This is a genomic window from Ochrobactrum sp. CGA5 (genome assembly GCF_006345815.1).
In the GTDB taxonomy this organism is placed as follows: domain Bacteria; phylum Pseudomonadota; class Alphaproteobacteria; order Rhizobiales; family Rhizobiaceae; genus Brucella.
On the sequence record NZ_VCIG01000009.1, the window covers coordinates 19,023 to 42,040 of the forward strand.

Sequence of the window (23,018 nt, forward strand, 5' to 3'; positions counted from 1 at the left end):
TTTTCACCCGCCTTTTTAATCGGTTCACTTCTGTTTGGGAAGCTCTACAACGATTTCATGTTCGCCGTCCGGCTTGATCGGCACGCCTTCTTCCGGCTTGCCGACCTTGCGACCGTTGAGCTTCACCGCCTTGGCCTTGGCACCGGACACAACCTTCACGCGGTAGAGCGCTTCGCCAAAACGGAGATCGGCTTCATAGCCCTCCCATTCGGGTGGCAAGGCTGGATCGAGATGCAGGCGGTCGCCGCGTTTTGTAACGCCAAGGATACCTTCCGTCGCAACGCGGTAGAACCAGCCCGCCGAGCCGGTGTACCAGGTCCAGCCGCCCTGCCCGCGACGGGGCTCGACGGAATAGATGTCGGCTGCAATCACATATGGCTCAACGCGATATGTATCCGGGTTTCGGCCATGGCTGACCGGGCTGATGAGCGAGAACAGACGCCATGCTTCCGCTGTCTTGCCCATACGGGCGAGCGCCATGATGGCCCAGGTCGCGCCGTGCGTGTATTGGCCGCCGTTTTCACGAACGCCCGGCGGATAGCCCTTGATATAGCCCGGCTCCTGAATGGTCCTGTTGAAAGGCGGCGTGAAGAGACGCAGCAATTCGCCTTCGTCATCCAGCAGGTACTTTTCGAGCGAAGCCATCGCCTGTTCGGCGCGTTTCGGATCGGCAACTCCGGACAACACGCTCCACGATTGCGCGATGGCATCGATCTGGCATTCATCGCTGTCTTTCGAGCCAAGCGGCGCTCCGTTGTCGTAGAAACCACGGCGATACCACTGGCCATCCCAACCATCGCGGTCGAGGGCCTCCGTCAAGCTTTCCAGGTGCGCTTTCCAGATATCGACGCGCTTTGTGTCCTTGCGCGCTTCCGCAATCGGGATGAACTGACGCAGAGTGTAGGCAAGGAACCAGCCGAGCCATACGCTCTCGCCCTCTCCCTTCACACCGACGAGATTCATACCGTCGTTCCAATCGCCGCCGAGCATCAGCGGCAGGCCGTGCTTGCCGGTTCGTTCGACAGCAAGGTCGAGCGCCAAGGCGCAATGCTCGTAGAGGCTTGCAGTCTGCTCGGAGATTTCGGGCTGATAGAAGGCATCATGTTCGCCCTCTTCCAGCTTGCGCCCTTCAAGGAACGGCAGCTTTTCATCGAGGATCGAGCGGTCGCCTGTCGTCTCGACATAAAGCGAAGCGCCATAGCCGAGCCAGACGACATCGTCCGAGATCAGTGTGCGCACGCCCGCCCCCGTTGCCGGAAGCCACCAATGCTGGACATCGCCTTCCGGGAACTGGCGCGACGCCGCATTGAGAATCTGCGCGCGGGCAAGCGTCGGATCGATCAGAAGCAGCGACAGCGTGTCCTGCAACTGGTCGCGGAAGCCGAACGCACCACTTGCCTGATAGAAGGCGGCGCGTGCCCATATACGGCAGGCAATCGCCTGATAAGGCAGCCAGCCATTGACCAGTAGGTCGAAAGCCGGGTCTGGCGTTTTCACCTGTACGCGGCCGAACAGAACTTCCCACTGACGCTTGGCGGCGGCAAGCTTGTCACTGAACGAGGCGTTCCGGGTTTCACCGATCAGTGCCTTTGCCTGCTTCTGATCAGCGGCATTCCCAAGCAGGAAGACAAGCTCACGTGCTTCACCCGGCCCCACTTCGATATCAAGCGCGAGCGCGGCACATGGATCGCGACCTGCCTCAACCGTCCCCGAAAGCGCCCTGCCAGCCAGCACGGCCTCTGGCTTGTCCACCGAACCGGTGGTGCCAATGAACTCGCTGCGATCGGCGGTGACGGATTGCGGCTTTTCGGTTGCAGCAAAGAAGGCGATCTGCCCGGATTTGTCTGGATGGTACGGATTACCTGCAAAGAGCGCGCCCAGCTCTTCGTCCTTCGATGGCACGATGAACGGCACATTCTTGGAGCGGGCATTGCCCAGCACCCATTCCACATATCCGTAGACGCGCAGCTTGCGCTTGGAACGCCCCTTGTTGGTGACGGTCAGACGGGACAGACGCACTGGCCTGTCCGCATCCACGATGTGGGTGAGGTCAAGCGCCAGCTCGCCATGCTGTGCCCCAAAGCTGGAATAGCCATGGCCATGGCGCGCCTCATAAGTCACAGCCTCGTCACGCAAGACGCTTGCTGTGGGCGCAAAAGTGCGGCCCGTTTCCCGGTCGAGAATATAGATTGCCTCGCCGGGACGGTTCGTGACAGGATCGTTTGCCCATGGGGTGAGCTGGTAATCGCGGCTGTTGCCCGCCCAGGTAAAGGCCGACCCCTCTGCCGAGACATGGAACCCGAAATTCGGATTGGCGATCACATTGATCCACGGATGCGGCGTGTTAGTGCGATTGTTGATGCGCACCACATAGCTGCCGTCCTCGGCAAAGCCGCCATAACCGTTCCAGAAGCGCAGATCGTCACCAGACGGCGCAGGACGGTTCACCGCCGGCTTGACGACAGGACGACGCTCTTCCGCCCCACGTTCGATAGCTACGGGTGCCAGACCGGCAGCGCCGAGACCCTGGGCTGAACCCTGACCGCCAATTGCAGTCTTGGCGTCGCGCGCCGCCAGATCGACGGTGATTTCCTCGCTGCGACGGAGCTGCTCGGCGAGCGAGCCGTTCTGCGCATGCATGACGATACGCGCCGAGGCGAGCAGCGTATTGTAGCTTTCGTCGCTCATCTGGTCGCGACGTACCGCGAAGATGTGCGGCTGACCGCCACCGCGGTTGCGGAAACCTTCCACAATCCAGTCGATGGCACGCTGAGTGTCCTGTGCATAGGAGAAGGCACGTTCGTTGACCGCCACGACATCGACCGTAAGGCCCTTGCTACGCCAGTATTCCTGCGCGCGCAGTACACCGCGCAATACATCGAGATCGGCTTCGTTGTCGATGCGCAGCGCGAAGATCGGATAGTCGCCGGAAATCGACATTGGCCACAGGTCTGATTGCTTGCCTAGGCCGCTGGCGATGGTTTCCGGTGGCTGACGCAATGTCCGCTCCGGGTAAAGCAGATAGGCGGCCACCTTTTGATAGTCGGCAGCTTCGGCAGGTTTGATGCCGATATGGTAGAGCTGCACCTGCGAACTTGTCCACGACAGGGAATATTCGCGGGCGAAGGTTTCCGGGTGGCGATGCATCGCCACGGCGTTTTCGACCGCATCGCGGCTGCCGCCTGCAACGGTCCAGAACACGAGGCTCACCTTTTTATGCGCTGGAACGCGGACTCGTGTACGCACCGAAGCGATCGGGTCGAGCACGCAGCCCTGGCTGCCGGTGAACTTGGCACCCTGATCGAAGGCAGCCGCATCGCGCAAGCTGCGACCACGCCCGACAAAGGCACGGCGATCAGTTTCGACTTCTGTTTCACGGATGGAGCCGGAAAGATCAGTTACGAAATGCGCGACGTGGATATCCGGATCGGCAGGCGCGCGTTTGCGGCGCTTGGCGTAGATGGTCGAACCGTTATCGGAGATTTCGGTTTCCACGAACATCTTGGCGAATGCCGGATGAGCGGCGTCGCTGTCGCTGTCGTTCAGCACCAGTTCTGCATAGGAAGTGACCTCAATCATGCGATCACGGGCGGACGTGTTTATTATGTCGAGCCTGCGGCCTTCGCCGTCCGATCCCGACGACACGATCACTTCCATGACAGTCTTGATGTCACCGGCAGTCTTGTAGAACTCCGCCTTGTCTTCGGTGAAAACCGTCTTGGTTTCCTCTTCCGGGTTGCGCACCGGTTCGCCGGTCGCCGACCACCAATAGCCGCTTTCCATGTCGCGCAGGAACAGGAAGGTGCCCTGAAGGTCTTCCGATGCATCGGCGTGGAAGCGGGTAATGTCCCAATTGTGCCAACGGCTGTAGCCCGAGCCATTTGCCGTCACCATGAGAGCATATTGTCCGTTCGACATCATATGCGTGGTACGCGGTGCCTTGAACGGCTTATCGACAATCCGCATCGGCGCATCGTCGAAGCCGCCGGAATCCACGCGCATCGGATTTTCCGTCTTGGCGTAGATCATCGGGATTTCACGCGGCGCCTTTTCCTGCAGGAGCAGTTCGGCAGCCTCGATCACCGGATCGGAGTGGAAGCGCTCCCGCATCCGGCCTTCAAAGATCACATTGTTGACCGCGATGATCGCCATGCCGTGGTGGTGAGCATAATAGTTCTTCACCACAGCGCAAAGCTCGCCTTCGCGAACACGCGACGGCGTGAAGTCCACCGAATCGTGGAAGCCATAGCGTCCAAGAGCACCAAGCTTGGCAAGGCGCTTCAGGTTCGCGACAGCGGCGGCAGGCTGATACTGCGCGGCAAGCAGGCTCGCATAGGGTGCGATAACCGCATTGCGTGACAGGCCGCGCTGGAGGCCCAGATTGGGCACGCCGAAGTTGGAATACTGGTAGTTCATATGCGCGTCGCGCGCATTGAACGCTGCTTCCGAAATACCCCATGGCAGGCCGCGCGAAGTCGCATAGTCGATCTGGCGCTGCACCACGAGCTTGTTGGTCTGGTCGAGAAGCGAACCGAGTGGCTCGGACATGACCAGCGGTGGCATCAGATACTCGAACATCGACCCGGACCAGGAGAGCAGAGCGCCCTTCCAGCCCACCGGCACCAGAAGACGGCCAAGCTTGAACCAATGTTCGACCGGCACATCGCCCTTGGCGATGGCGAACAGGCTCGCCAGACGCGCTTCGGACGCCAGAAGATCGTAGCAGCTTTCATCCAGCTCGTTTTCCTGCACACGGAAACCGATGGAGAGAAGACGGCGTTCTTTCCGTTCAAGAAAGCCGAACTGCATGTCGAATGCGAGCTGGCGCGAGCGGGTTGCGAGATCGCGCAGGCGTTCACGCAACGCATCGGTGTCATGTTCACCGATGGCATCCTCGGTATGGGCCTTGCAGGTATCGACCAGAATACGCGCCCATTCCGCGGCCTCAGCGCTTGCCGGTGTTTCGATTTCACCATCGAGTTCGTCCATCAGACGCACGATGTCAGTTGCGAACAGCGACAGGTTGATGGTGCGGAAGGATGCCGTCTCCGGCTCATCCTTGATGGACATTACGGCGCGGCGGAAATTGGCGATCCGCTCTTCCAGGCGGCGACGCAGCGGACGCAGAATCCGCCGATCGTCAGGGATTTTGGCGATTGTCTCTTCAAGGATATCGTTGACATCAAGGATGCCGTCGAGATCACCCTGCATATAGACAGACGGCGCTTCCGCCCATTCCTCCAGCGCAGACGACAAAGTAACCAAATGTCCGGCGAGATTGCCGCTGTCCACTGCCGACACATAGAGAGGCCGCATCGGCGTCAGCGTATGAGTCTCGTACCAGTTATAAAGATGCCCCTGGTACTTCTCCATTTTTTCGAGCGTATTGACTGTTGCCTCGACGCGATCCAACGTTTCGCCAAAGCCGATCCAGCCAAAATCGCGCGCGGCGACGACGGAGAGAAGATAGACACCAATATTGGTCGGCGAGGTGCGTTGCGCGACAATCGGTGCAGGATCTTCCTGGAAGTTGTCCGGTGGAAGATGATTGTTTTCCTCGTTCGCAAACTCGGCGAAATAACGCCATGTCCGACGTGCATAACGGCGCAGGTCCGATTTATCGGAGGAAAGCACTTCCAGCGTGTCCTGGGGCTTGGCCGAACGGCTGACCAACCAAGCGATCAGCGGCGAGGCAAACCAGATGACAGCAAAAGGCGCTGCGATCAGCGCGGCCTGGCTTTCGGCAGCGAGCGGGAAGAAGATCGCCAGCCCCGCAATCGCTATCGCAGGCCACATGAGCTGGAAATAATAAAGCAGCGTATCGGGCGATGTTCTCGCCTGTGCTGCCGTGCGCCATTCCAGAAGATTACGATGCGAAACGAACAGACGATAGATGGTGCGCGCAATGGCGTCAGCCATCAGGAACGCCGAATGCGCTATGAAGGTTGTGCGCAACGCCACATCCGCCGTGCCAAGTGCAATATCGGTCAGTACCGATTGCGCGTGGCCTTTCAGCGAATAGTCCATGTTCGACGGAATAAGATTGGTGACAATGCCGAATGTCGGCGCGACGAACATGGAGAGAATGAGGAAGCCCTGCCAGACGGCAGCAGGCCCGATTGGCAGCACGCTCCAGCCGACAACAGCTGCGATCAGCCAGAGGATCGGATTGAGCGAGCGGCGCAGATTGTCCACCATCTTCCAGCGCGTAATGTGGCTGACGCCCCGGCTCGTCGAAAACAGCCACGGCAGAAGCTGCCAGTCGCCACGCGCCCAGCGATGGTGACGCGATACATCGACATTGTAGCCGGTCGGATAATCCTCAACCACTTCGACGTCGCTGACGAGAGCCGCGCGGGCATAACCGCCTTCAAGCAGATCGTGGCTGAGCAGCGTGTTTTCCGGCACGCGCCCCTTAAGCGCCGCCTCGAAAGCGTCAATGTCGTAAAGCCCCTTGCCGGTGAAAGTGCCTTCACCGAGCAAATCCTGATAGGTGTCTGACACGGCGAAAACATAAGGGTCAATGCCACGATTGACCGAGAAGACCCGCTGCAGGAACGACGCTTCGTCGCCGGTGGTCAGCGAAGGCGTGACGCGCGGCTGGAGAATGCCGTAGCCGCGCACGACCTTGCCGGTCTTTTCGTCGATGACGGGACGGTTCAGCGGATGGCTGAGCTTGCCGGCCAGATGTGTGACGGATTCCGGCGTCAGACGCGTGTCAGCGTCCAGCGTCATCACATATTTGATTTCCTTCGGCAGGCGCTCGTCCGGCGGGAAGAAGCTCGTATCCTGATCGCCACGCAGAAGCAGGTTCAGTTCATGCAGCTTGCCGCGCTTGCGCTCCCAGCCCATCCAGCAATTCTGTTTCTCATTGAACAGGCGGCGGCGGTGAAGAAGGAAAAAGCGCGGCTGGTCGTCGCCGGTATAGTGCTCATTGAGCTTGGCGATTTCCTCGCGCGCATACTCATAAATTTCCATATCCGCAGGCGTGATCTCCTGCTTCGCATCGGTCCAGTCACTGACCAGCGCAAAGTAGATTTCACCACGCGGGTTGGTCAGATAATGGACTTCCAGATTGCGAATTTGCTCATCAATGGAATCACGTGATGTGATGAAGGTCGGCACCGCAACCAACGTGCGCGCCTCCTCCGGCAAACCTTCCTTATATTCGAACCCAATGAGCCGTGTCGGCTGGACAAACCACGGCACCAGCGCATTGAACAGCGAATAGGAGGCATCCATCGCCGGGAAAATCGCCAGAAGCGTGAACAGCGTGCGCAGATCGGTGGAAAGTCCGGCGCGGATCATGCAGTAATTGACGAGCAACAGAAGCAGGATCGTGAAGATCGCCGTCGGAATGAACAGCCCCCAGAGTCCAAGACCGCGATAGAAGCGCAGCGCCTTGACACCCAACGGCGCCTTGTAACCGCAGACTTCTTCAAGTTCCTTGCGGCCTTCGCCAGACAGGTAGTAGGCGATTGCGCCCTTGCCCTCGGCTTCTGGATGACCGGCCTTTTCGGCGCGGTGCCCATCTTCGGCCAGCTTGAGCGCTGCCCAGGTGATGTCGATTTCGCTCATCTCCGAATAGCGGGCGAGTTTTTCGATAGTCACGCGATAGGCATTGCGGGAACGGAAATCCAGAAGCTCAAAATCGCTGTGGTCACGCAGGATCGCGTCGACCTCATTGACTGTTTCGAACCAGGTTTCCCAATCGACATCGTCAATGGATTTCAGGCTGCGGATGACGTTGCCCATCGTGACGCCGCCGGTGGACTGGCGGGCATGTTCCTCGACAATAGCGTCTTCGGGATTGCTGCCTTCCTGCTCCAGAATACGTTCCAACCAGCTTGCAGCAGCCGTGGTATCGGTCGAGGAGGAACGCAGGCGATAAAGAAGATGGGTAGCGAAAGTGCTGTCGCGGGCGGCATCGGCATATTGTGCCAGAACCGAATCCAGTTCAGCTCCATCGGCGGCAACCACAATGCGGTCGGCGGCTGTATTGGCGAGATTGCGCATGATGCGCGCGCGGTCGACGCGCAGCGCCAGACGACGTGCATTCTCGATCAGGAAATAACGCACCGCAGACGGCAGCGCCCACAGTTCACCGATCTTCAGCGGCTCAACGGTCTGGAACCCCTTGACGATGGCCGTCAGCGTCTTCAGCGAGAAGTTGCTGTCCGTATGGGCGACATAGAGCCAGGCCAGTGCGAAAATGCGCGGCATGCCTTCGTATTGTTCAGCCAGCGCCTTGTAGAGCGGCAACTGACGAATGAAACGGCGCGGCAGGTCGCGACGGGCCTGCTGCACGTTCTTGTCGATCTGGTAGTGATTGTCGAGCAGCCATTGAGCGGCTGGCGTAATCGTTTCCCCCGCACGCGATGCGGCGTCGGAGGCGCGATAGGCATGCAGGATAAGCTTGCCGTTTTCGGACAGGCGCTGATCGAACGGAAAGGCTATATAGCCCGGCAGCGGAATATCTTCGCCGCGTGCAACAGCAGCGGCAAGCGCGCTGAGCTCTTCCTCGGTTTTATACAACGCACGGAGAGGAGACGGTTGCTCGGCCGGAATCCGGCACGATGCATCCACTTCACTGGATTTCGGTTCCCTTGGGGACTGCAACATCGGCGTTTTATTCTCGGTAGAGGTCGATTTGGAGAGCGAAGAAGACAAATCCGGCATCTGCCTTAACAGCCTTTCCGAAGGAAATGAGTTATCTGCGGCGGGTGAATACTGACATTATTCTGAATTTTCATTCCAAGGAAACGGCAGTATCCATGATCGGTTCCCTGAATGTCGACTGCATTTGGCCAAAATGCGACGGCGCATTGTGCTGATCTTCAAACCGTTTGAATCGCAACGCACAATTCTTTCCGCCCATTAATGTTGCGTTATGGAATACTCCGCTTCTTGCAACCCTAACATATTGAAAACAAAAATAATACTACCGCAGGTAACGCGCTGGAAAATTTCAGCGCGGCAGGGCCACGTCCTGCAACAGAGAAAAGCCCGGCAGTATTGCGGAAATCGCCGCATATCTGCCAGGACTCGTCTTTTGCTTCAGCGGACGGTGACGATCAGGAACCTGTTCCGGGACCGGCTTCACCTGCCGGAAAAAGTTTCCAGTAACGCGGTCGGAATGCGATGCGGCTCTTTTCCGCGGCAGGATGTTCGGCCGGAATTTCGATTTCCACCCGCTCGCGTGCGCCGCCTACTTCCAGTTCGACGCGCCGCTTGCCGCCCGAACGCCGGCTAGCCACGACGGTACCAGCAATGCAACCACCACAGCCATCCAGCAATTCGACATCGTGTGGACGGAAGAAAAGCTGCGCATCGCCATCTGCCATATCCTGGACCGTCAGGCCGATGTTGCGGTCCACCAGCCAGATCTCGCCCTTTTCAACCCGTACCGGAAGTGTACTGGACTCGCCGATGAAGCCATAGACGCCGGGAGAATTCGGATTGTCGTAGACTTCGTCCGGTGTACCGACCTGCTCAATACGCCCCTGGCTCATCACTACCACGCGATCGGCAAGCTCAAGCGCCTCGTCCTGATCGTGAGTCACGAAAACGGTCGTATGGCCGGTCTTGTCGTGAATCTCGCGCAGCCAGCGACGCAGCTCCTTGCGTACCAGCGCATCGAGAGCGCCAAACGGCTCATCGAGAAGCAGGACCTTCGGTTCAATCGCCATGGCGCGAGCAAGCGCCACGCGCTGGCGCTGACCGCCGGAAAGCTGTGCCGGATAGCGCTTTTCGAGCCCCCGGAGCTGAACGAGATCCAGCAGTTCCAGCGCCCGTCTGCGGATATCCTCACTCGGCGGACGTGTCGCGCTTGGGCGCACCTTCAGACCGAAACCGATATTGTCCGCCACCGTCATATGGCGGAACAGCGCGTAATGCTGGAAGACGAAGCCGACATTGCGTTCCTGAACGCTTTTCTGCGATGCGTCCTCGTCGCCGAAAAAGATCGTGCCCTCGGTCGGTGTCTCCAGTCCGGCGATAAGGCGTAACAGAGTGGTCTTTCCTGAACCGGAGGGTCCCAGCAAAGCGATCAGCTCGCCCGAACGAATATCCAGCGAGACATTATGCAACGCCGGAAAGCGAGCGAACTCCTTACGCACACCGGCAACACGAACTTCCATTCCCAATCCTTTCCCCTGCCGCCACGCGGCCATGCTCATCCCTGCCGCCACGCGGGCGGCTTTTGATTTAATTTTAATGCCCGTTGCCGCTGCCAGCCAGTTCATCGCCATAGCGCAATTCCAGCGCCGTCTTGATTGCAAGCGTCAGAAGCGCCAGAAAAGCCAATAGCGACGCCACCGCAAACGCACCGACGAAGTTATATTCGTTGTAGAGAATTTCTACATGCAGCGGCATCGTGTTGGTGAGGCCGCGAATATGTCCAGAGACAACGGAAACAGCTCCGAACTCGCCCATCGCACGTGCATTGCAGAGCAGCACGCCGTAAAGCAGCCCCCATTTGATATTGGGCAGCGTGACATAGCGGAACGCCTGCCAGCCATTGGCACCAAGCGAAATCGCCGCCTCCTCGTCCCCGCTTCCCTGTTCCTGCATCAACGGGATCAATTCGCGCGCGACGAAGGGAAACGTGACGAATACCGTCGCCAGAACGATGCCGGGAACCGCGAACAATACCTCAACGCCGTGCCGTGACAGCCATGGCCCGAGCAGGCTGTGACTTGAGAAAAGCAGGACGAATACAAGACCGGAAATGACCGGCGACACGGAAAAGGGCAGATCGATCAGCGTAGTCAGCAGCGCCTTACCCTTGAACTCGAACTTCGCGATTGCCCATGCGGCCGCAATGCCGAAGACAAGATTGAGCGGCACGGCGATGGCTGCGACGATCAGTGTGAGCCTGATCGCAGCCCAGGCATCCGGCTCGATCAGCGCGGCAATATATTCACCTGCGCCCTTGCGGAAGGCCTCCACGAAAACCGCAATCACTGGCAGGATGAGGAAGAGGGCAAGAAAAGCCAGCGCCAACGCGATCAACGTGATGCGTGTTGGCAGACTTTCGGTGAGAGGGTTTCGGCTGTTTCGGGGCACAGCAGGAACAGTTTCATTCGCCATACCCATATTTCCTCCGTGTCCACGACTGGATGAGATTGATGAAAAGCAGCATTGCGAAGGAAAGCGCCAGCATCACCGTGGCAAGCGCTGTCGCCCCGGCATAATCATATTCCTCCAGCTTGATAACGATCAGAAGCGGTGCGATTTCCGAGACATAAGGCGTATTGCCCGCAATGAAGATCACCGAGCCATATTCACCGACGCCGCGTGCGAAAGCGAGTGCGAAGCCTGTCAGGATAGCAGGTTGAAGGCTCGGCAACAGCACCCGCCAAATGGTCTGGAACCGAGATGCGCCTAGCGTTGCCGCCGCCTCTTCGACTTCGCGGCTGATTTCCTCCATGATCGGCTGGACCGTACGCACCACGAAGGGCAGACCGACGAAGATCAGCGCAATGATGATACCTGCGCGAGAAAAGGCGATGCGAATGCCAAACGGAGCAAGCAGGCTGCCGATCCAGCCATTCGGCGCGTAGATTGCGGCAAGCGCGATACCGGCCACTGCCGTCGGCAGAGCGAAGGGAATATCGACGATTGCGTCGACGAAGCGGCGTCCGGGAAAGCGATAGCGCACCAGTACCCAAGCGAGGATGACGCCAAAGATCACATTGACCAGCGCCGCAATGAAGGCCGTGCCGAAGCTCGTTTCAAGCGCTTTCAAGGTGCGCTCGTCGGTAACAAGGCGCCAGAAGCCGGAAAACCCGACGTCGGTGGAACGCAGCACCAATGCCGCAAGTGGAATGAGAATGAGAAGGGTCAGATAGGCAACACTGAAGCCGAACGTCAGCCCGAAACCGGGAATGACGCTCGGCTTTCTGAAGTGCGACCCTGCTCTGGCCCGTGCGGGGAGCGAGGACATGTGTTGGTTTGTTCCCTCTTCAGTATTTGATAGTACTGATTGCTCTCGAATTCTGGATTATTTTCCCGGCTTGTAGATCTGGTCGAACGTTCCTCCGTCGCCAAAGTGGTAGGGCTGTGCTTTCGCCCATCCACCAAAGATCGGATCATCGATCGTCACCAGCGTCAAGTCTGGGAACTTGCGCTGCTTGTCGGCGGGGATGATGTCAGGCTTCGAGGGACGATAGAAATGTTTGGCGGCAAGCGCCTGACCTTCCGGCGAGTATAGATATTCGAGATAGGCCTGCGCCAGCTTTGTGGTTCCGTTTTCCTCGGCATTTTTGTCCACCACCGCGACTGGCGGTTCAGCCAGAATGGACTGGGGCGGAACGACGATGTCGAATGCATCCTCGCCAAATTCCGCGACCGAGAGATAGGCTTCGTTTTCCCAGGCAAGCAGCACATCGCCAAGCTGGCGCTGCACGAAAGTGGTCGTCGAGCCGCGTGCGCCAGTGTCGAGCACCGGTACATGGCGGAAAAGTGCGCCTATGTAATCCTTGATCTTCTCCTCATCACCACCGTATTGCTTATAGGCCCAGGCCCACGCGGCGAGATAGTTCCAGCGCGCGCCACCGGAGGTCTTAGGGTTCGGCGTGATGACCTCGACGCCATCCTTCACCAGATCGCCCCAATCCTTGATGCCCTTGGGATTGCCCTTGCGCACGAGGAAGACGATGGTTGACGTATAAGGGGCGGAATTGTTGGGCAGGCGCTTGCGCCAGTCCTTATCGATCTTGCCCGAAAGTTCAGCGATGGCATCGATATCGCTTTCCAGCGCCAGCGTCACCACATCGGCCTTGATGCCGTCGATTACCGACCGAGCCTGCTTGCCCGACCCGCCATGGGAAGCGCGAATGGTGACAGTTTCACCGGTTTCCGCCTTCCAGTGGGCAGCGAAAGCGGCATTGTAATCCTTGTAGAGTTCACGCGTCGGATCGTAGGACACGTTCAGAAGCGTCTGATCGGCAAAGCTGGCTTGGACCGTTCCAGTCAGCGAAGCCGCAGCCACCAATGCTGCCAAAGCGAGAGATAATCGCGAAACCTTCATGACCGCCTCCATGGTTCTTTTGCCAAGAAAGTACCAGAGCTCTTTGACGACGGGATGCCACAACCCGGTCGTTATTTGAAACCACTTCGAAAAATCTGCTCTCCCCTATCAGCCACCACGAAAAATTTTTCCGCCGGGGCCCCGTAAGCCGCCCTTTGACACAAAGTCCCAAACGCGCCTATCTCCCCGACAGGACCGACTCCCATGGAGGTGAGGCCCGGACTGGGGTTGCGGGGGGCAAGTATTCATCCGGGCCTCTGCCAGTCGCGCGACTGGCAAACTAACAACGGGCGAAACCTGTTTCGGTTGCAGGAGGCCCTGGCAGCGTGGTGATTATTTTTCACAACGGGATTGCAACGAAATCCGGTTCCACGATCGCTCTTGAACCATATGACCAAAGGGCTATTTTTCCGTATAGAACCAGAGGATTCTTCACCATGGCATATGGCAATCGTTATATCGGCACTCTTTTCGTGATTGCGGCAGGCCCGGCGGTATTGTTTGCGCCGTCCGTTTCAGCGCAGGCGCAGGATGCGAACCCCATGGAGCGTGTCGATTATATCTGTGAACGCGGAGTCGTCGTGCCTGTCACCTATATCCGCAATGGGAGCGCCCCCGGATTTGCCGTTCTCAATGCAGAAGGCAAGATGATTGCGCTGGAATGGCACGATAGACTCAAGAAATATGTCGCCATCGATGAACAGGACAGCTACCGCTGGGACGACAAGGACGGTCAGGCTGTTCTGAGCCATCTCGAAGCTGATCATACGGCCAAGGAAGTGACGCTGCTGTCCGCCTGTCGTTCGGACGACTCGGAAGAATAGACGAGCCTGCTATGGCACGAGGTAGTGCCTGTCCCACTGGCTATGGGGCACCTCGTCGCCGATAGTGTAGCGGAACGAGATGATGTTGATGTGATCTTGGTCCGTCTCGCAAACGAAGGACAACTTATACCAACGCTCGCGGCTGCGGAAAGCCGCGCCATCGGCCTGGATGGAGTTCTCTTTGGTCACCGGATCGGAAAAGGCATAGGCCAGAACCTTGTCTACCGAAAACTTCTGTTCCCGCGTGATGCGTTCCATCGCTTCCACGTCACAACGCTGCTCGAGGCGGGTTTCCGGGTCGAGTTTCTCAAGCTGGGCCTTTTCAGACGCATTCATCGCAAAAGACGGGGATACCATCAGACCGAAGAGAGAAAGACTGGCAACAGTGGACGCAGATAACAGAATGGAAATGAATTTCATCGGACTTTCGGAAACTCCTTGGTAATCACAGTATCGGCAGCGACAATAAGCATGATTTGCGGCAATGTACGGATCATCACCGGAAAGTTATCGAAGGCCAACCGTTAAAGCAGCCATCCCCAAAATTCGCCCATGCTTTTGGACTAATCGTCGCCGTTCGTGCTCACCCCTTCCACATAGGTGCGGTTGCGTCCTTCTTTCTTGGCAGCGTAGAGAATCTTGTCGGCCTTATCGACAGTTTGCCAGAAATCACCCTGCTCCGGCAGACGGACACAGCCGATACTGCATGTGACGCTGGTTTCCTTTGCGAGGCGCTGGAACCGGTGCTTCTCGATATGCTGCCGCACGCCTTCCATAAGCTGAAAGAGATTATCGGCATGCATGTCGTCGACACAGATGACGAACTCCTCGCCGCCCGTGCGCGCAATGAGTGGCTTCTCACCGATGAGTTTGCGCAAGATTGCGGCGAATTCCTTCAAGACCGCGTCACCCGCCGCGTGTCCATAGGCATCGTTTACCGCCTTGAAATAATCGATATCGCAAACGGCGACCCAGCCCGGAACACCCCTTTTGGCCTGTACAAGCGCATTGTAGCGCATCTCCAGTCCGCGCCGGTTGAGAAGTCCCGTCAAGGGATCGCTGTCGCGTTCATGGGAAAGCTCACCTATACGGTCATACCCTGCAGCCCCCAGCAAAGCGAAGCCGGTTAAGACTGCAGCAATGGCGGTGGAAAATACCGTCCACTGCCAAAAGACGGTCATCACGAAATCGTCGCCTTCCACGTCGCCGAGCAGGGAGCGGGCAGTCAGAAGCGTGCGTGGCACGAATTGCAATGCCACCAGAACGAGCATGATCAGCAAAAGCCTGTCCACCACTGGCCCCTTCAACAGGCACCGTGCCTGCCAGGCAAAAGAAAGGATCAGCGTGGCCATGCCCAGATTGAGCACGTAGACCCGCGACAACAGATCGGGCTCGATATAGCTGTAATACCAGACACCCCCGACGACGAGCGCAAAGCTGAGTATGTAGAAGGCAGATGTAAGCCGAAGGCCGCTTCGCTGGAGCGTTCCATACCCGCCGACCAGCGTGCCGCCAACATAAAATGCGGCTGACAGTACGGTGTTCAAACTGTCATCCGCAGGGAAATTGCCGAGCTGGATCAGCATTGCGATGCCAATCAGCAGGAAACACGCGCCGCAGGGTACCAGAAACTTGCGATCGCGATCAGTAAGCCACGCCGTAAAAAAGGCGAGCGAGAACAGCAGCAGAACGGCAGGGAGTACGAACTTCATATAATCGGGCGCGCAAATTACAATTTCTGGGAGAAGACTTATTGCGTCCTCTCAAGAAAATTACAATTGAGTAAATTGAAAACGTTGTATGAACCTGCCAAGCGTACTGATCACAAGTCCAAGACGGGAGACCACTCCACCGCGCTTTCACTCTTGATTTCATCGGGCCGTCCGTGTTTGTAACCTGCAAACACTGCCGTGATGTGCGCTATGCTGTGCGCCATGCAGTCCCGTCGCGAAAGGAAGAGACATGAAGCCCGTTTTCCTGCAATTGCAGTGCGCCCCCGGCAAGACCTATGAAGTTGCCGATACGCTCTTTCAGCGTGAAATCGTCTCCGAGCTTTATTCCACCAGCGGCGAATTCGACCTTCTGGCCAAGATATACATCGCAGAGGATCAGGATATCGGCAAGTTCATCAACGAGAACGTTCTCGACATCCCGAACATCATCCGTTCGCTGACGACGCTGACCTTCACTGCCTTCTGACACCGCCCCTCCATAAAAGCCGGTAAAGATTTGATTCACCATTAACGCATTATCATGCCGGCGAAGGGAACCTCTGCTTGCGCCCACGCATTTCTTGCTTGAAGGGCTTACCTCAAAAAGGGAGGCAGCGAGACAAGTGATGAACGATCTTGGACAGCGGCGGGTGCTGGTGGTGGAAGACGAAATTTTCGTCGCCCTCGACGTTGCCGCGACCGTCGAGGACGCGAATGGAACCGTTCTCGGTCCAGTCGGCACCGTCCGGCAAGCGATAGATATCATCAACCGCAATGAAGTCGACGCCGCCATTCTCGATGTAAACCTGGCCGACGGCGATGTGGAAGCGGTACTGGACCGGCTGATCAGCCACCATGTCGTCGTGGTCATTCACACCGGCGGCGGACTGCCTGCCCGTCTTGCAGCTCGCTATCCAGAAATGCCTGTCTTCCAGAAGCCGATCCCGCCATCCGTGCTGACACGCACGCTGGCCTCCGCTTTTGCTTCGCACATGGTTTGACGCAGCAGAGGCTTGACGACGTAGTATGCGGCCGACATTTCCCGATTTCGCAACCGTACTGAAGGAGATTGAGGCTGATACAAGCCCGACGGACGAAATTCGCGGGCCGCAATTCGGGTTTGCTTCCGCAGTCTTTTCGGCTGGTCTCAATGATGCGGTACCGGCACCACGCCAGCCTGACGATCTGGAAAGCCTGTTCGACATTGAACACATGCCGGAAGCCGCTGCCGGAGCGGAACAGGAACGGCAGGAGATAGCTGCACGTATGCAAAAGCAGTCGCAGGATTCGATCCGTCAGGAACTGGGCCTGCAACCGGGGCTTAAACGCGCCGAACTGCAACGTCGACGCCGCAGCTTCGCCGCCAGTAATCATCCCGACCTTCTGCCCGAAGAGTTTCGCTCTGCCGCAGAGCAACGGATGAAAACGGCAAATGCCCTGCTCGATATCGCCATGGCAGGGGCTTCGACCTGAGTTAAAGCAATTTCCTTACGTTTTAACTGTAAAATCTTTTGCAATATAACAACAATGTGCTAGATTGCCTTGTCTGCGCTTGCGAAACCGTCGCACGCGGAAACCCTTTTCGTTGTTTGCAAGCCTGCGAATGGTCCAGCCTCTGATACTATGGGGCAATTTGCGCTTTGCTCAGCGGGAACGGTTCTGTCATATCGACGTTACAAATTAGAATAGTTCCTAAAGGTTTGAAAATGCCTCCTTATCGTTCGCGTACTACCACCCACGGCCGCAATATGGCTGGCGCGCGCGGCCTATGGCGCGCCACCGGCATGAAAGATGAGGATTTTGGCAAACCGATTATCGCCGTGGTGAACTCGTTTACCCAGTTCGTGCCGGGCCACGTGCATCTGAAAGACCTCGGCCAGCTTGTCGCGCGCGAAATCGAAAGTGCTGGCGGCGTTGCCAAGGAATTCAACACCATTGCGGTCGATGACGGCATCGCCATGGGCCATGATGGCATGCTCTATTCGCTGCCATCACGAGAGCTGATCGCCGACTCGGTCGAATATATGGTCAATGCCCATTGCGCCGATGCGATGGTGTGCATTTCCAACTGCGACAAGATCACTCCCGGCATGCTGATGGCAGCGCTGCGGCTCAATATCCCGGTCGTTTTCGTTTCCGGCGGCCCGATGGAAGCAGGCAAGGTCGTCTGGGACGATTCTGTCAAGAAGCTCGACCTCGTCGACGCCATGGTCGCCGCCGCCGACGATCATTATACCGACGAACAGGTCAAGACGATCGAACGCTCCGCCTGCCCGACTTGCGGCTCCTGCTCGGGTATGTTCACCGCCAATTCGATGAACTGCCTTACAGAAGCGCTTGGCCTGTCGCTGCCGGGCAACGGTTCGACGCTCGCAACCCATGCCGACCGCAAGCGCCTCTTCGTGGAAGCCGGTCATCTCATTGTCGACCTCGCCCGCCGTTATTACGAACAGGAGGACGAAAGCGTGCTGCCACGCTCGATCGCGAGCTTCCCGGCCTTTGAAAACGCCATGACGCTCGACATCGCCATGGGCGGTTCGACCAATACGGTTCTGCATCTGCTTGCAGCCGCACAGGAAGCCGAAATCGATTTCACCATGGCGGATATTGACCGTCTGTCGCGTCGCGTGCCGGTGCTGTGCAAGGTGGCGCCTGCCAACAACACGGTTCACATGGAAGATGTGCATCGCGCAGGCGGCATCATGGGCATTCTCGGCCAGCTCGACAAAGCAGGCCTGATCAATACCGGTCTGCCGACCGTGCACAGCGAAACGGTTGGCAAGGCGCTCGATCAGTGGGATGTGACCCGCACCAACAGCGAAATGGTGCACAAGTTCTATTCAGCAGCGCCTGGCGGCGTACCGACACAGGTGGCTTTCTCTCAGGAACGCCGTTTCGACAGCGTTGATACCGACCGTGAAAAAGGCGTCATCCGCTCCAAGGAACATGCGTTTAGTCAGGATGGCGGTCTGGCCGTACTTTACGGCAATCTGGCCGAAGACGGCTGCATCGTGAAGACGGCAGGCGTGGATGATTCCATCCTGAAATTCTCTGGCCCTGCCCGCATCTTCGAAAGCCAGGATTCGGCCGTGCTCGGCATTTTGAACGGCAAGATCAAGGCTGGCGACATTGTGCTGATCCGCTATGAAGGCCCGCGCGGTGGCCCCGGCATGCAGGAAATGCTCTATCCGACCAGCTACCTCAAGTCGAAGGGTCTGGGTAAGGCCTGCGCGCTGATCACCGATGGACGCTTCTCGGGCGGTTCTTCGGGCCTTTCGATCGGTCACGTTTCGCCGGAAGCGGCCGAAGGCGGCACGATCGGTCTGGTGCGCGAAGGCGATATCATCGATATCGACATTCCGAACCGCAAGATTCATCTGGCTGTAGACGATGCAACGCTTAGCCAACGCCGCGCCGAGCAGGATGCAGCAGGCTGGAAGCCAGCGGAGACACGCAAGCGCAAGATTTCCACCGCGCTGAAGGCTTATGCATCCATGGCAACCAGCGCCGCCAAGGGCGCGGTGCGGAAATTGCCGGATTGATTGTTACGTGATTTAGCACCGCCCTATTAAGGGCAGTGCTATTTAACGTTTAAATTTCTTATTGAAGTTTTCTATATTGATATTCTCAGCATTATTATTTTTAAACCACTCTATAAGATCTTTATAATCACCCCCCCATTGAGAAGCTCCGTAGTTTCTAGAGCATGACGGTATATGATTTTCTGTTGCTAATCTTTTTTTAATGAAATTGAATATTATGCCAGTATTAAGACGCCAACGCCTCTCAAAATCCCAATCAGAATCCACACCAATCGCTAAAAGCGGCCGGAAGACATAGTTCTGATAAACTACACCTAATTGCGCTTCAGTTTTATCTACATCTCGAGAAACTAATTTCGATACTTTCTCAGCAATTGAATCGATATCATTGTCGGGAACAGTACCTATCCATGATAATATATCTTTAATATTTTCAGTATTCTTCAAAGAACCATTAAAATCAGAGGAAGCTGATGACTTTACTTCGCAGATGATAATATCATTGCGCTTCTCGTTTAGGCTTAGAAAGTCACACCCACTATCCCCTACATGGCTTTGCGAATGATGAGCACCTTTAAAAGCTAGCCAGTCTACTTCCCCGCGCACAGTTCCGCTATTAGGCGAGTGAATAATATATTTTGACAAAAAGTAACCATTTAGCCGCAAATATAAACCTACTAGCTTTTCAAGTGGCTCCATATCGTATTTACCCAATTAGTCATGTTTATTTTATAAGTGGCATCAGGTCGTTCTTCACCGACTCCGGTGTAAACGGCCCGACATGCTTATAGACGATCTTGCCTGTCTCATCGACGAGGAAGGTTTCGGGCACGCCGTAGACGCCCCATTCAATGGCTGAGCGTCCGGCGCGGTCGGCGCCGACTGCTGCAAAGGGATTGCCGAGATCGCCGAGGAAACGGCGCGCATTTTCCGGCTGGTCCTTGTAATTGAGGCCAACCACACGGATGCGCTCGTCCTTGGCGATTTCCATCAACAACGGGTGTTCCTGACGGCAGGGAACGCACCATGATCCCCAGACATTCACCAGCGTCAGCTTACCCTTAAAATCCTCGCTGTTGAGGCCCGGAACAGGCGCGCCATCACGCAGCAGACCCTCGACGGGCGGCAGGTTGGTCTGCGGCGCCTGCTTGCCGATCAACGCGGAAGGTATCGTCGTATTGTCCTTGCCCGAAAGAAGCTGGACCGCAAATACCGCCGCCAGTCCGACGAAAATCGCCAGCGGCAGCAGAGCAATCCAAGTGGAGCGCTTTTTTGGCGCGGCTGGCTTCTCGGTCGTTTCGGTCATTGTGCTTTACCAGGGGCTTTTGCGGAGCGGCGGCGCACGCCCTGCGCCTCAAGCCGCTTCAGTTCGTTTTTCTGGATACGCTGATCGATCAATATCCAGCCGATGGTGATGGCAAGTGCTGCAACCGTGATGCCGTATGAGGCGAGAACGAAGCCAAGATGGTTCATACCGCACCCTCCTGTGCCTTGCGATTGCGGTCGGCATTCCGTGCGGCGAGCTTCTTCATCGATGCCACACGACGACGCCAGATTTCATTGCGCATGGCCATCATATGCAGTGTGAAAAACAGCAGCGTGAAGCCGATGGCCATCACGAAAAGCGGGCGCAGCATGGAGCCGTCAATGGTCGGGCCATCCATGCGGAACACGGAAGCGGGCTGGTGCAGCGTGTTCCACCAATCAACCGAGAACTTGATGATCGGAATATTGATGAAGCCGACCAGCGTAAGCACGGCCACAGGCTTGGCGCTTTTTGCCGGATCATCCATGGCACGCGACAGCGCCATAATGCCGAGATACATCAGGAACAGCACGAAAACCGAGGTCAGCCGCGCATCCCACACCCACCACGTGCCCCACATAGGCTTGCCCCAGAGCGAGCCGGTCGCAAGTGCAAGCGCGGTGAAGACAGCGCCAAGTGGAGCGGCTGCGCGGATTGAGACATCGGCCAGCGGATGCCGCCAGACCAGCGTGCCCAGCGCTGAAACGGCCATGATCGAGTAGCACATCATGGAAAGCCATGCGAAAGGCACATGGATATACATGATGCGCACTGTCATGCCCTGCTGATAGTCCTCCGGCGACAGGAAGAAGACCATATAGAGGCCCGCGGCCAGAAACAGCACCGAAAGCCCGGCCAGCCACGGCAAGACCTTGCCCGCAAAGGCGAGGAACCGCGTGGGATTGGCCAGGTCGAGCCAGCTCGTGGTTTTAACGACGTCTTTGGTCATGTCTTTTTCCATGGCCTATACTTACCTTCCACCCCCGTGCCGTTCAATTGACCGTAATCAACTGCGTCAATCCGCCGAGCATGATCTTATCCAAAAACCGGTTCCCACTTTTCGGGATCATGTTCAATCCGCCGAACTTTTTAGCGCTGCGCTCGCGGCCAGAGGCCCGAGAACGGCAAAGAACAGGGTGAGTGCTGCAAGAATAAGGAACGGTGCCAGAAAGGGCGCATTGTCTACTGCTGCTCCATGAGAAGCTGATACACCGAAAATGAGCACCGGAATGGTGAGCGGCAGAACGATCACCGACACCAACAAACCGCCGCGCGGCAAAGCCACGGCCAGTGCCGCACCGACTGCGCCAATAAAAGCTATTGCAGGTGTTCCGACCAGAAGGGTCAGCGATGTTGCGCCGATTGCTGACGCATCCATATTCATGAACAGACCCAGCATCGGCGATGCAATCACCAACGGCAGCACGCTTGCCACCCAATGGGCCACGCATTTCACAAAAACCGTGAAAGCCAGCATGTGGCTTTCCGCGCCGATCAACAGCAGGTCGAGGGAGCCGTCCTCCCGGTCGGCCTGAAACAGCCGGTCAAGACCAAGAAGCGTTGCCAGCAACGCGCCGATCCACAGCATGGCAGGGCCTATGCGCGCCAGCAGGTTGAGATCAGGCCCGACGCCGAAGGGCATGACGGCAATGACCGCGAGGAAGAACAATATGCCGATCAGCGCGCCGCCACCGGCGCGGAAACTGAGGCGCATGTCTCTCAGGAAAAGCGCCAGCATCAGGCAGCCTCTACCGGATAGGCGGCCATATCGAGCGACGATACGGTTTCTAGCCCCAGCGGAATATGCGTTGCAGCGACGATCATGCCCCCTTCCCGCATATGCCCGCGCATGATGTCTGCAAAGCGGGCTTCGGACGCCTTGTCGAGGCCAGCGGTCGGTTCATCGACGATCCAGAGCGGGCGATGACTGACCAGAAGCTTTGCGATGGAGACACGGCGCTTCTGCCCCGTCGACAGATAGCCGAAAGGCAGATGCTCCACACCGGGCAGGTCGACGGTCTCCAGCGCCTCATTGATCTCCGATTGCGCCGCACCGTTGAACTTCTGCCAGAAGGACAGGTTCTCACGCACGCTGAGCGCCGGTTTCATCGCATTCTGATGCCCGAGATAATGGCAGACGGCGCGCACCGGAAGCACCATGCCGTCCTCGCGAAATTCCACCCTTCCTGCTTCGGGCTGAAGCAGGCCGCAGATGATTCGCAGCAGCGTTGACTTGCCTGAACCATTCGGGCCGGTCACCACCAGCGCCTCGCCTTCACTGAGCGCAAAAGACAGGCCAGCGAAAATCAGTTCGCCGCCCCTTTCGCCCGCCAGATTTTCGGCTTCCAGCCGCATTTTATACCCTCTAAGCCCCGATGGATAAGTGCCAGACCAATAGAACCGGAACCCCGGAAGATATATGGAAAGGCATCGCAACATTTCGCCGCAAGGGGCGGAATTCACGATATTCTGTCTGGAATCGTTTTAGAAAACTCTCTATATGAGGGCTACCACGCCAGCGGTCGGCGTGGAAACCATTTTTGGCCGACCTCAACCTGTTGCCCTTAAGGACGCAGGCATCGGGACGGACAGCGGAAATGA

The 23,018-nt window shown here is 57.3% G+C and carries 18 protein-coding genes; 5 read left to right on the forward strand and 13 right to left on the reverse strand.

Translation table 11 applies throughout. The annotated features are described in order from the left end of the window. Nucleotides 1-24: 24 nt before the first annotated feature. From FJQ48_RS09715 to FJQ48_RS09735, 5 genes are all read right to left on the reverse strand, one after another. On the reverse strand, nt 25-8,679 hold the full coding sequence (locus FJQ48_RS09715) for a glucoamylase family protein (protein ID WP_139974927.1): 8,655 nt from the start codon (nt 8,677-8,679) through the stop codon (nt 25-27). A gap of 395 nt (nt 8,680-9,074) precedes the next feature. Next, nucleotides 9,075-10,139, reverse strand: a complete 1,065-nt coding sequence (locus FJQ48_RS09720) for a sulfate/molybdate ABC transporter ATP-binding protein (protein ID WP_139975098.1) — start codon at nt 10,137-10,139, stop codon at nt 9,075-9,077. A gap of 73 nt (nt 10,140-10,212) precedes the next feature. Further along, nucleotides 10,213-11,097, reverse strand: coding sequence for a sulfate ABC transporter permease subunit CysW (cysW, locus tag FJQ48_RS09725; protein ID WP_139974928.1), 885 nt, complete (start codon nt 11,095-11,097; stop codon nt 10,213-10,215). Beyond that, on the reverse strand, nt 11,081-11,947 hold the full coding sequence (gene cysT / locus FJQ48_RS09730) for a sulfate ABC transporter permease subunit CysT (RefSeq protein WP_139974929.1): 867 nt from the start codon (nt 11,945-11,947) through the stop codon (nt 11,081-11,083). Before cysT ends, cysW begins: the two co-directional genes overlap by 17 nt. Before the next feature lie 57 nt (nt 11,948-12,004). Then, nucleotides 12,005-13,033 (reverse strand): sulfate ABC transporter substrate-binding protein, encoded by a 1,029-nt coding sequence (locus tag FJQ48_RS09735; protein WP_139974930.1) that lies wholly within the window; start codon nt 13,031-13,033, stop codon nt 12,005-12,007. 437 nt (nt 13,034-13,470) lie between these two features. On the opposite strand from FJQ48_RS09735, the gene FJQ48_RS09740 reads away from it, so the two are divergent. Continuing rightward, entirely contained in the window at nt 13,471-13,857 is a 387-nt protein-coding gene (locus FJQ48_RS09740) for a hypothetical protein (protein WP_139974931.1), read from the forward strand. Nucleotides 13,858-13,866: 9 nt separating this feature from the next. Here FJQ48_RS09740 and FJQ48_RS09745 read toward each other — a convergent pair whose 3' ends face one another. Continuing rightward, nucleotides 13,867-14,214, reverse strand: a complete 348-nt coding sequence (locus FJQ48_RS09745; RefSeq protein ID WP_247870351.1) for a DUF930 domain-containing protein — start codon at nt 14,212-14,214, stop codon at nt 13,867-13,869. 206 nt (nt 14,215-14,420) lie between these two features. Then, complete coding sequence (locus FJQ48_RS09750; RefSeq protein ID WP_139974933.1) at nt 14,421-15,569, reverse strand: GGDEF domain-containing protein; 1,149 nt, start codon at nt 15,567-15,569, stop codon at nt 14,421-14,423. Nucleotides 15,570-15,819: 250 nt separating this feature from the next. Here FJQ48_RS09750 and FJQ48_RS09755 point away from each other — a divergent pair, with 250 nt between their 5' ends. From FJQ48_RS09755 to ilvD, 4 genes are all read left to right on the forward strand, one after another. Then, on the forward strand, nt 15,820-16,056 hold the full coding sequence (locus FJQ48_RS09755; RefSeq protein ID WP_139974934.1) for an Lrp/AsnC ligand binding domain-containing protein: 237 nt from the start codon (nt 15,820-15,822) through the stop codon (nt 16,054-16,056). 139 nt (nt 16,057-16,195) lie between these two features. Next, on the forward strand, nt 16,196-16,570 hold the full coding sequence (locus tag FJQ48_RS09760) for a response regulator (protein ID WP_139974935.1): 375 nt from the start codon (nt 16,196-16,198) through the stop codon (nt 16,568-16,570). A gap of 25 nt (nt 16,571-16,595) precedes the next feature. After that, the gene (locus FJQ48_RS09765) at nt 16,596-17,042 is read left to right on the forward strand and encodes a hypothetical protein (RefSeq protein ID WP_139974936.1); all 447 of its coding nucleotides are present in this window, start codon (nt 16,596-16,598) and stop codon (nt 17,040-17,042) included. Between the two features lie 233 nt (nt 17,043-17,275). Then, nucleotides 17,276-19,111, forward strand: coding sequence for a dihydroxy-acid dehydratase (ilvD, locus tag FJQ48_RS09770; protein ID WP_139974937.1), 1,836 nt, complete (start codon nt 17,276-17,278; stop codon nt 19,109-19,111). Between the two features lie 42 nt (nt 19,112-19,153). Here the strand turns inward: ilvD and FJQ48_RS09775 are convergent, their stop codons facing one another. The 6 genes from FJQ48_RS09775 to ccmA all read right to left on the reverse strand — a co-directional run bounded on the left by FJQ48_RS09775 (nt 19,154) and on the right by ccmA (nt 22,772). Beyond that, the gene (locus FJQ48_RS09775; RefSeq protein ID WP_139974938.1) at nt 19,154-19,810 is read right to left on the reverse strand and encodes a hypothetical protein; all 657 of its coding nucleotides are present in this window, start codon (nt 19,808-19,810) and stop codon (nt 19,154-19,156) included. Nucleotides 19,811-19,835: 25 nt separating this feature from the next. Further along, entirely contained in the window at nt 19,836-20,417 is a 582-nt protein-coding gene (locus FJQ48_RS09780; protein ID WP_139974939.1) for a DsbE family thiol:disulfide interchange protein, read from the reverse strand. Beyond that, nucleotides 20,414-20,584 carry a heme exporter protein CcmD gene (gene ccmD, locus FJQ48_RS09785; RefSeq protein ID WP_139974940.1) on the reverse strand — a complete coding sequence of 57 codons (171 nt, stop codon included), beginning with the start codon at nt 20,582-20,584 and terminating at the stop codon, nt 20,414-20,416. The genes FJQ48_RS09780 and ccmD overlap by 4 nt, the downstream gene beginning before the upstream one ends. Beyond that, entirely contained in the window at nt 20,581-21,366 is a 786-nt protein-coding gene (locus tag FJQ48_RS09790; RefSeq protein ID WP_180350168.1) for a heme ABC transporter permease, read from the reverse strand. The genes ccmD and FJQ48_RS09790 overlap by 4 nt, the downstream gene beginning before the upstream one ends. 123 nt (nt 21,367-21,489) lie before the next feature. Beyond that, nucleotides 21,490-22,155 (reverse strand): heme exporter protein CcmB, encoded by a 666-nt coding sequence (gene ccmB / locus FJQ48_RS09795; RefSeq protein ID WP_139974943.1) that lies wholly within the window; start codon nt 22,153-22,155, stop codon nt 21,490-21,492. Further along, nucleotides 22,155-22,772 (reverse strand): heme ABC exporter ATP-binding protein CcmA, encoded by a 618-nt coding sequence (gene ccmA, locus FJQ48_RS09800; RefSeq protein ID WP_139974945.1) that lies wholly within the window; start codon nt 22,770-22,772, stop codon nt 22,155-22,157. Before ccmA ends, ccmB begins: the two co-directional genes overlap by 1 nt. Nucleotides 22,773-23,018: the final 246 nt, after the last annotated feature.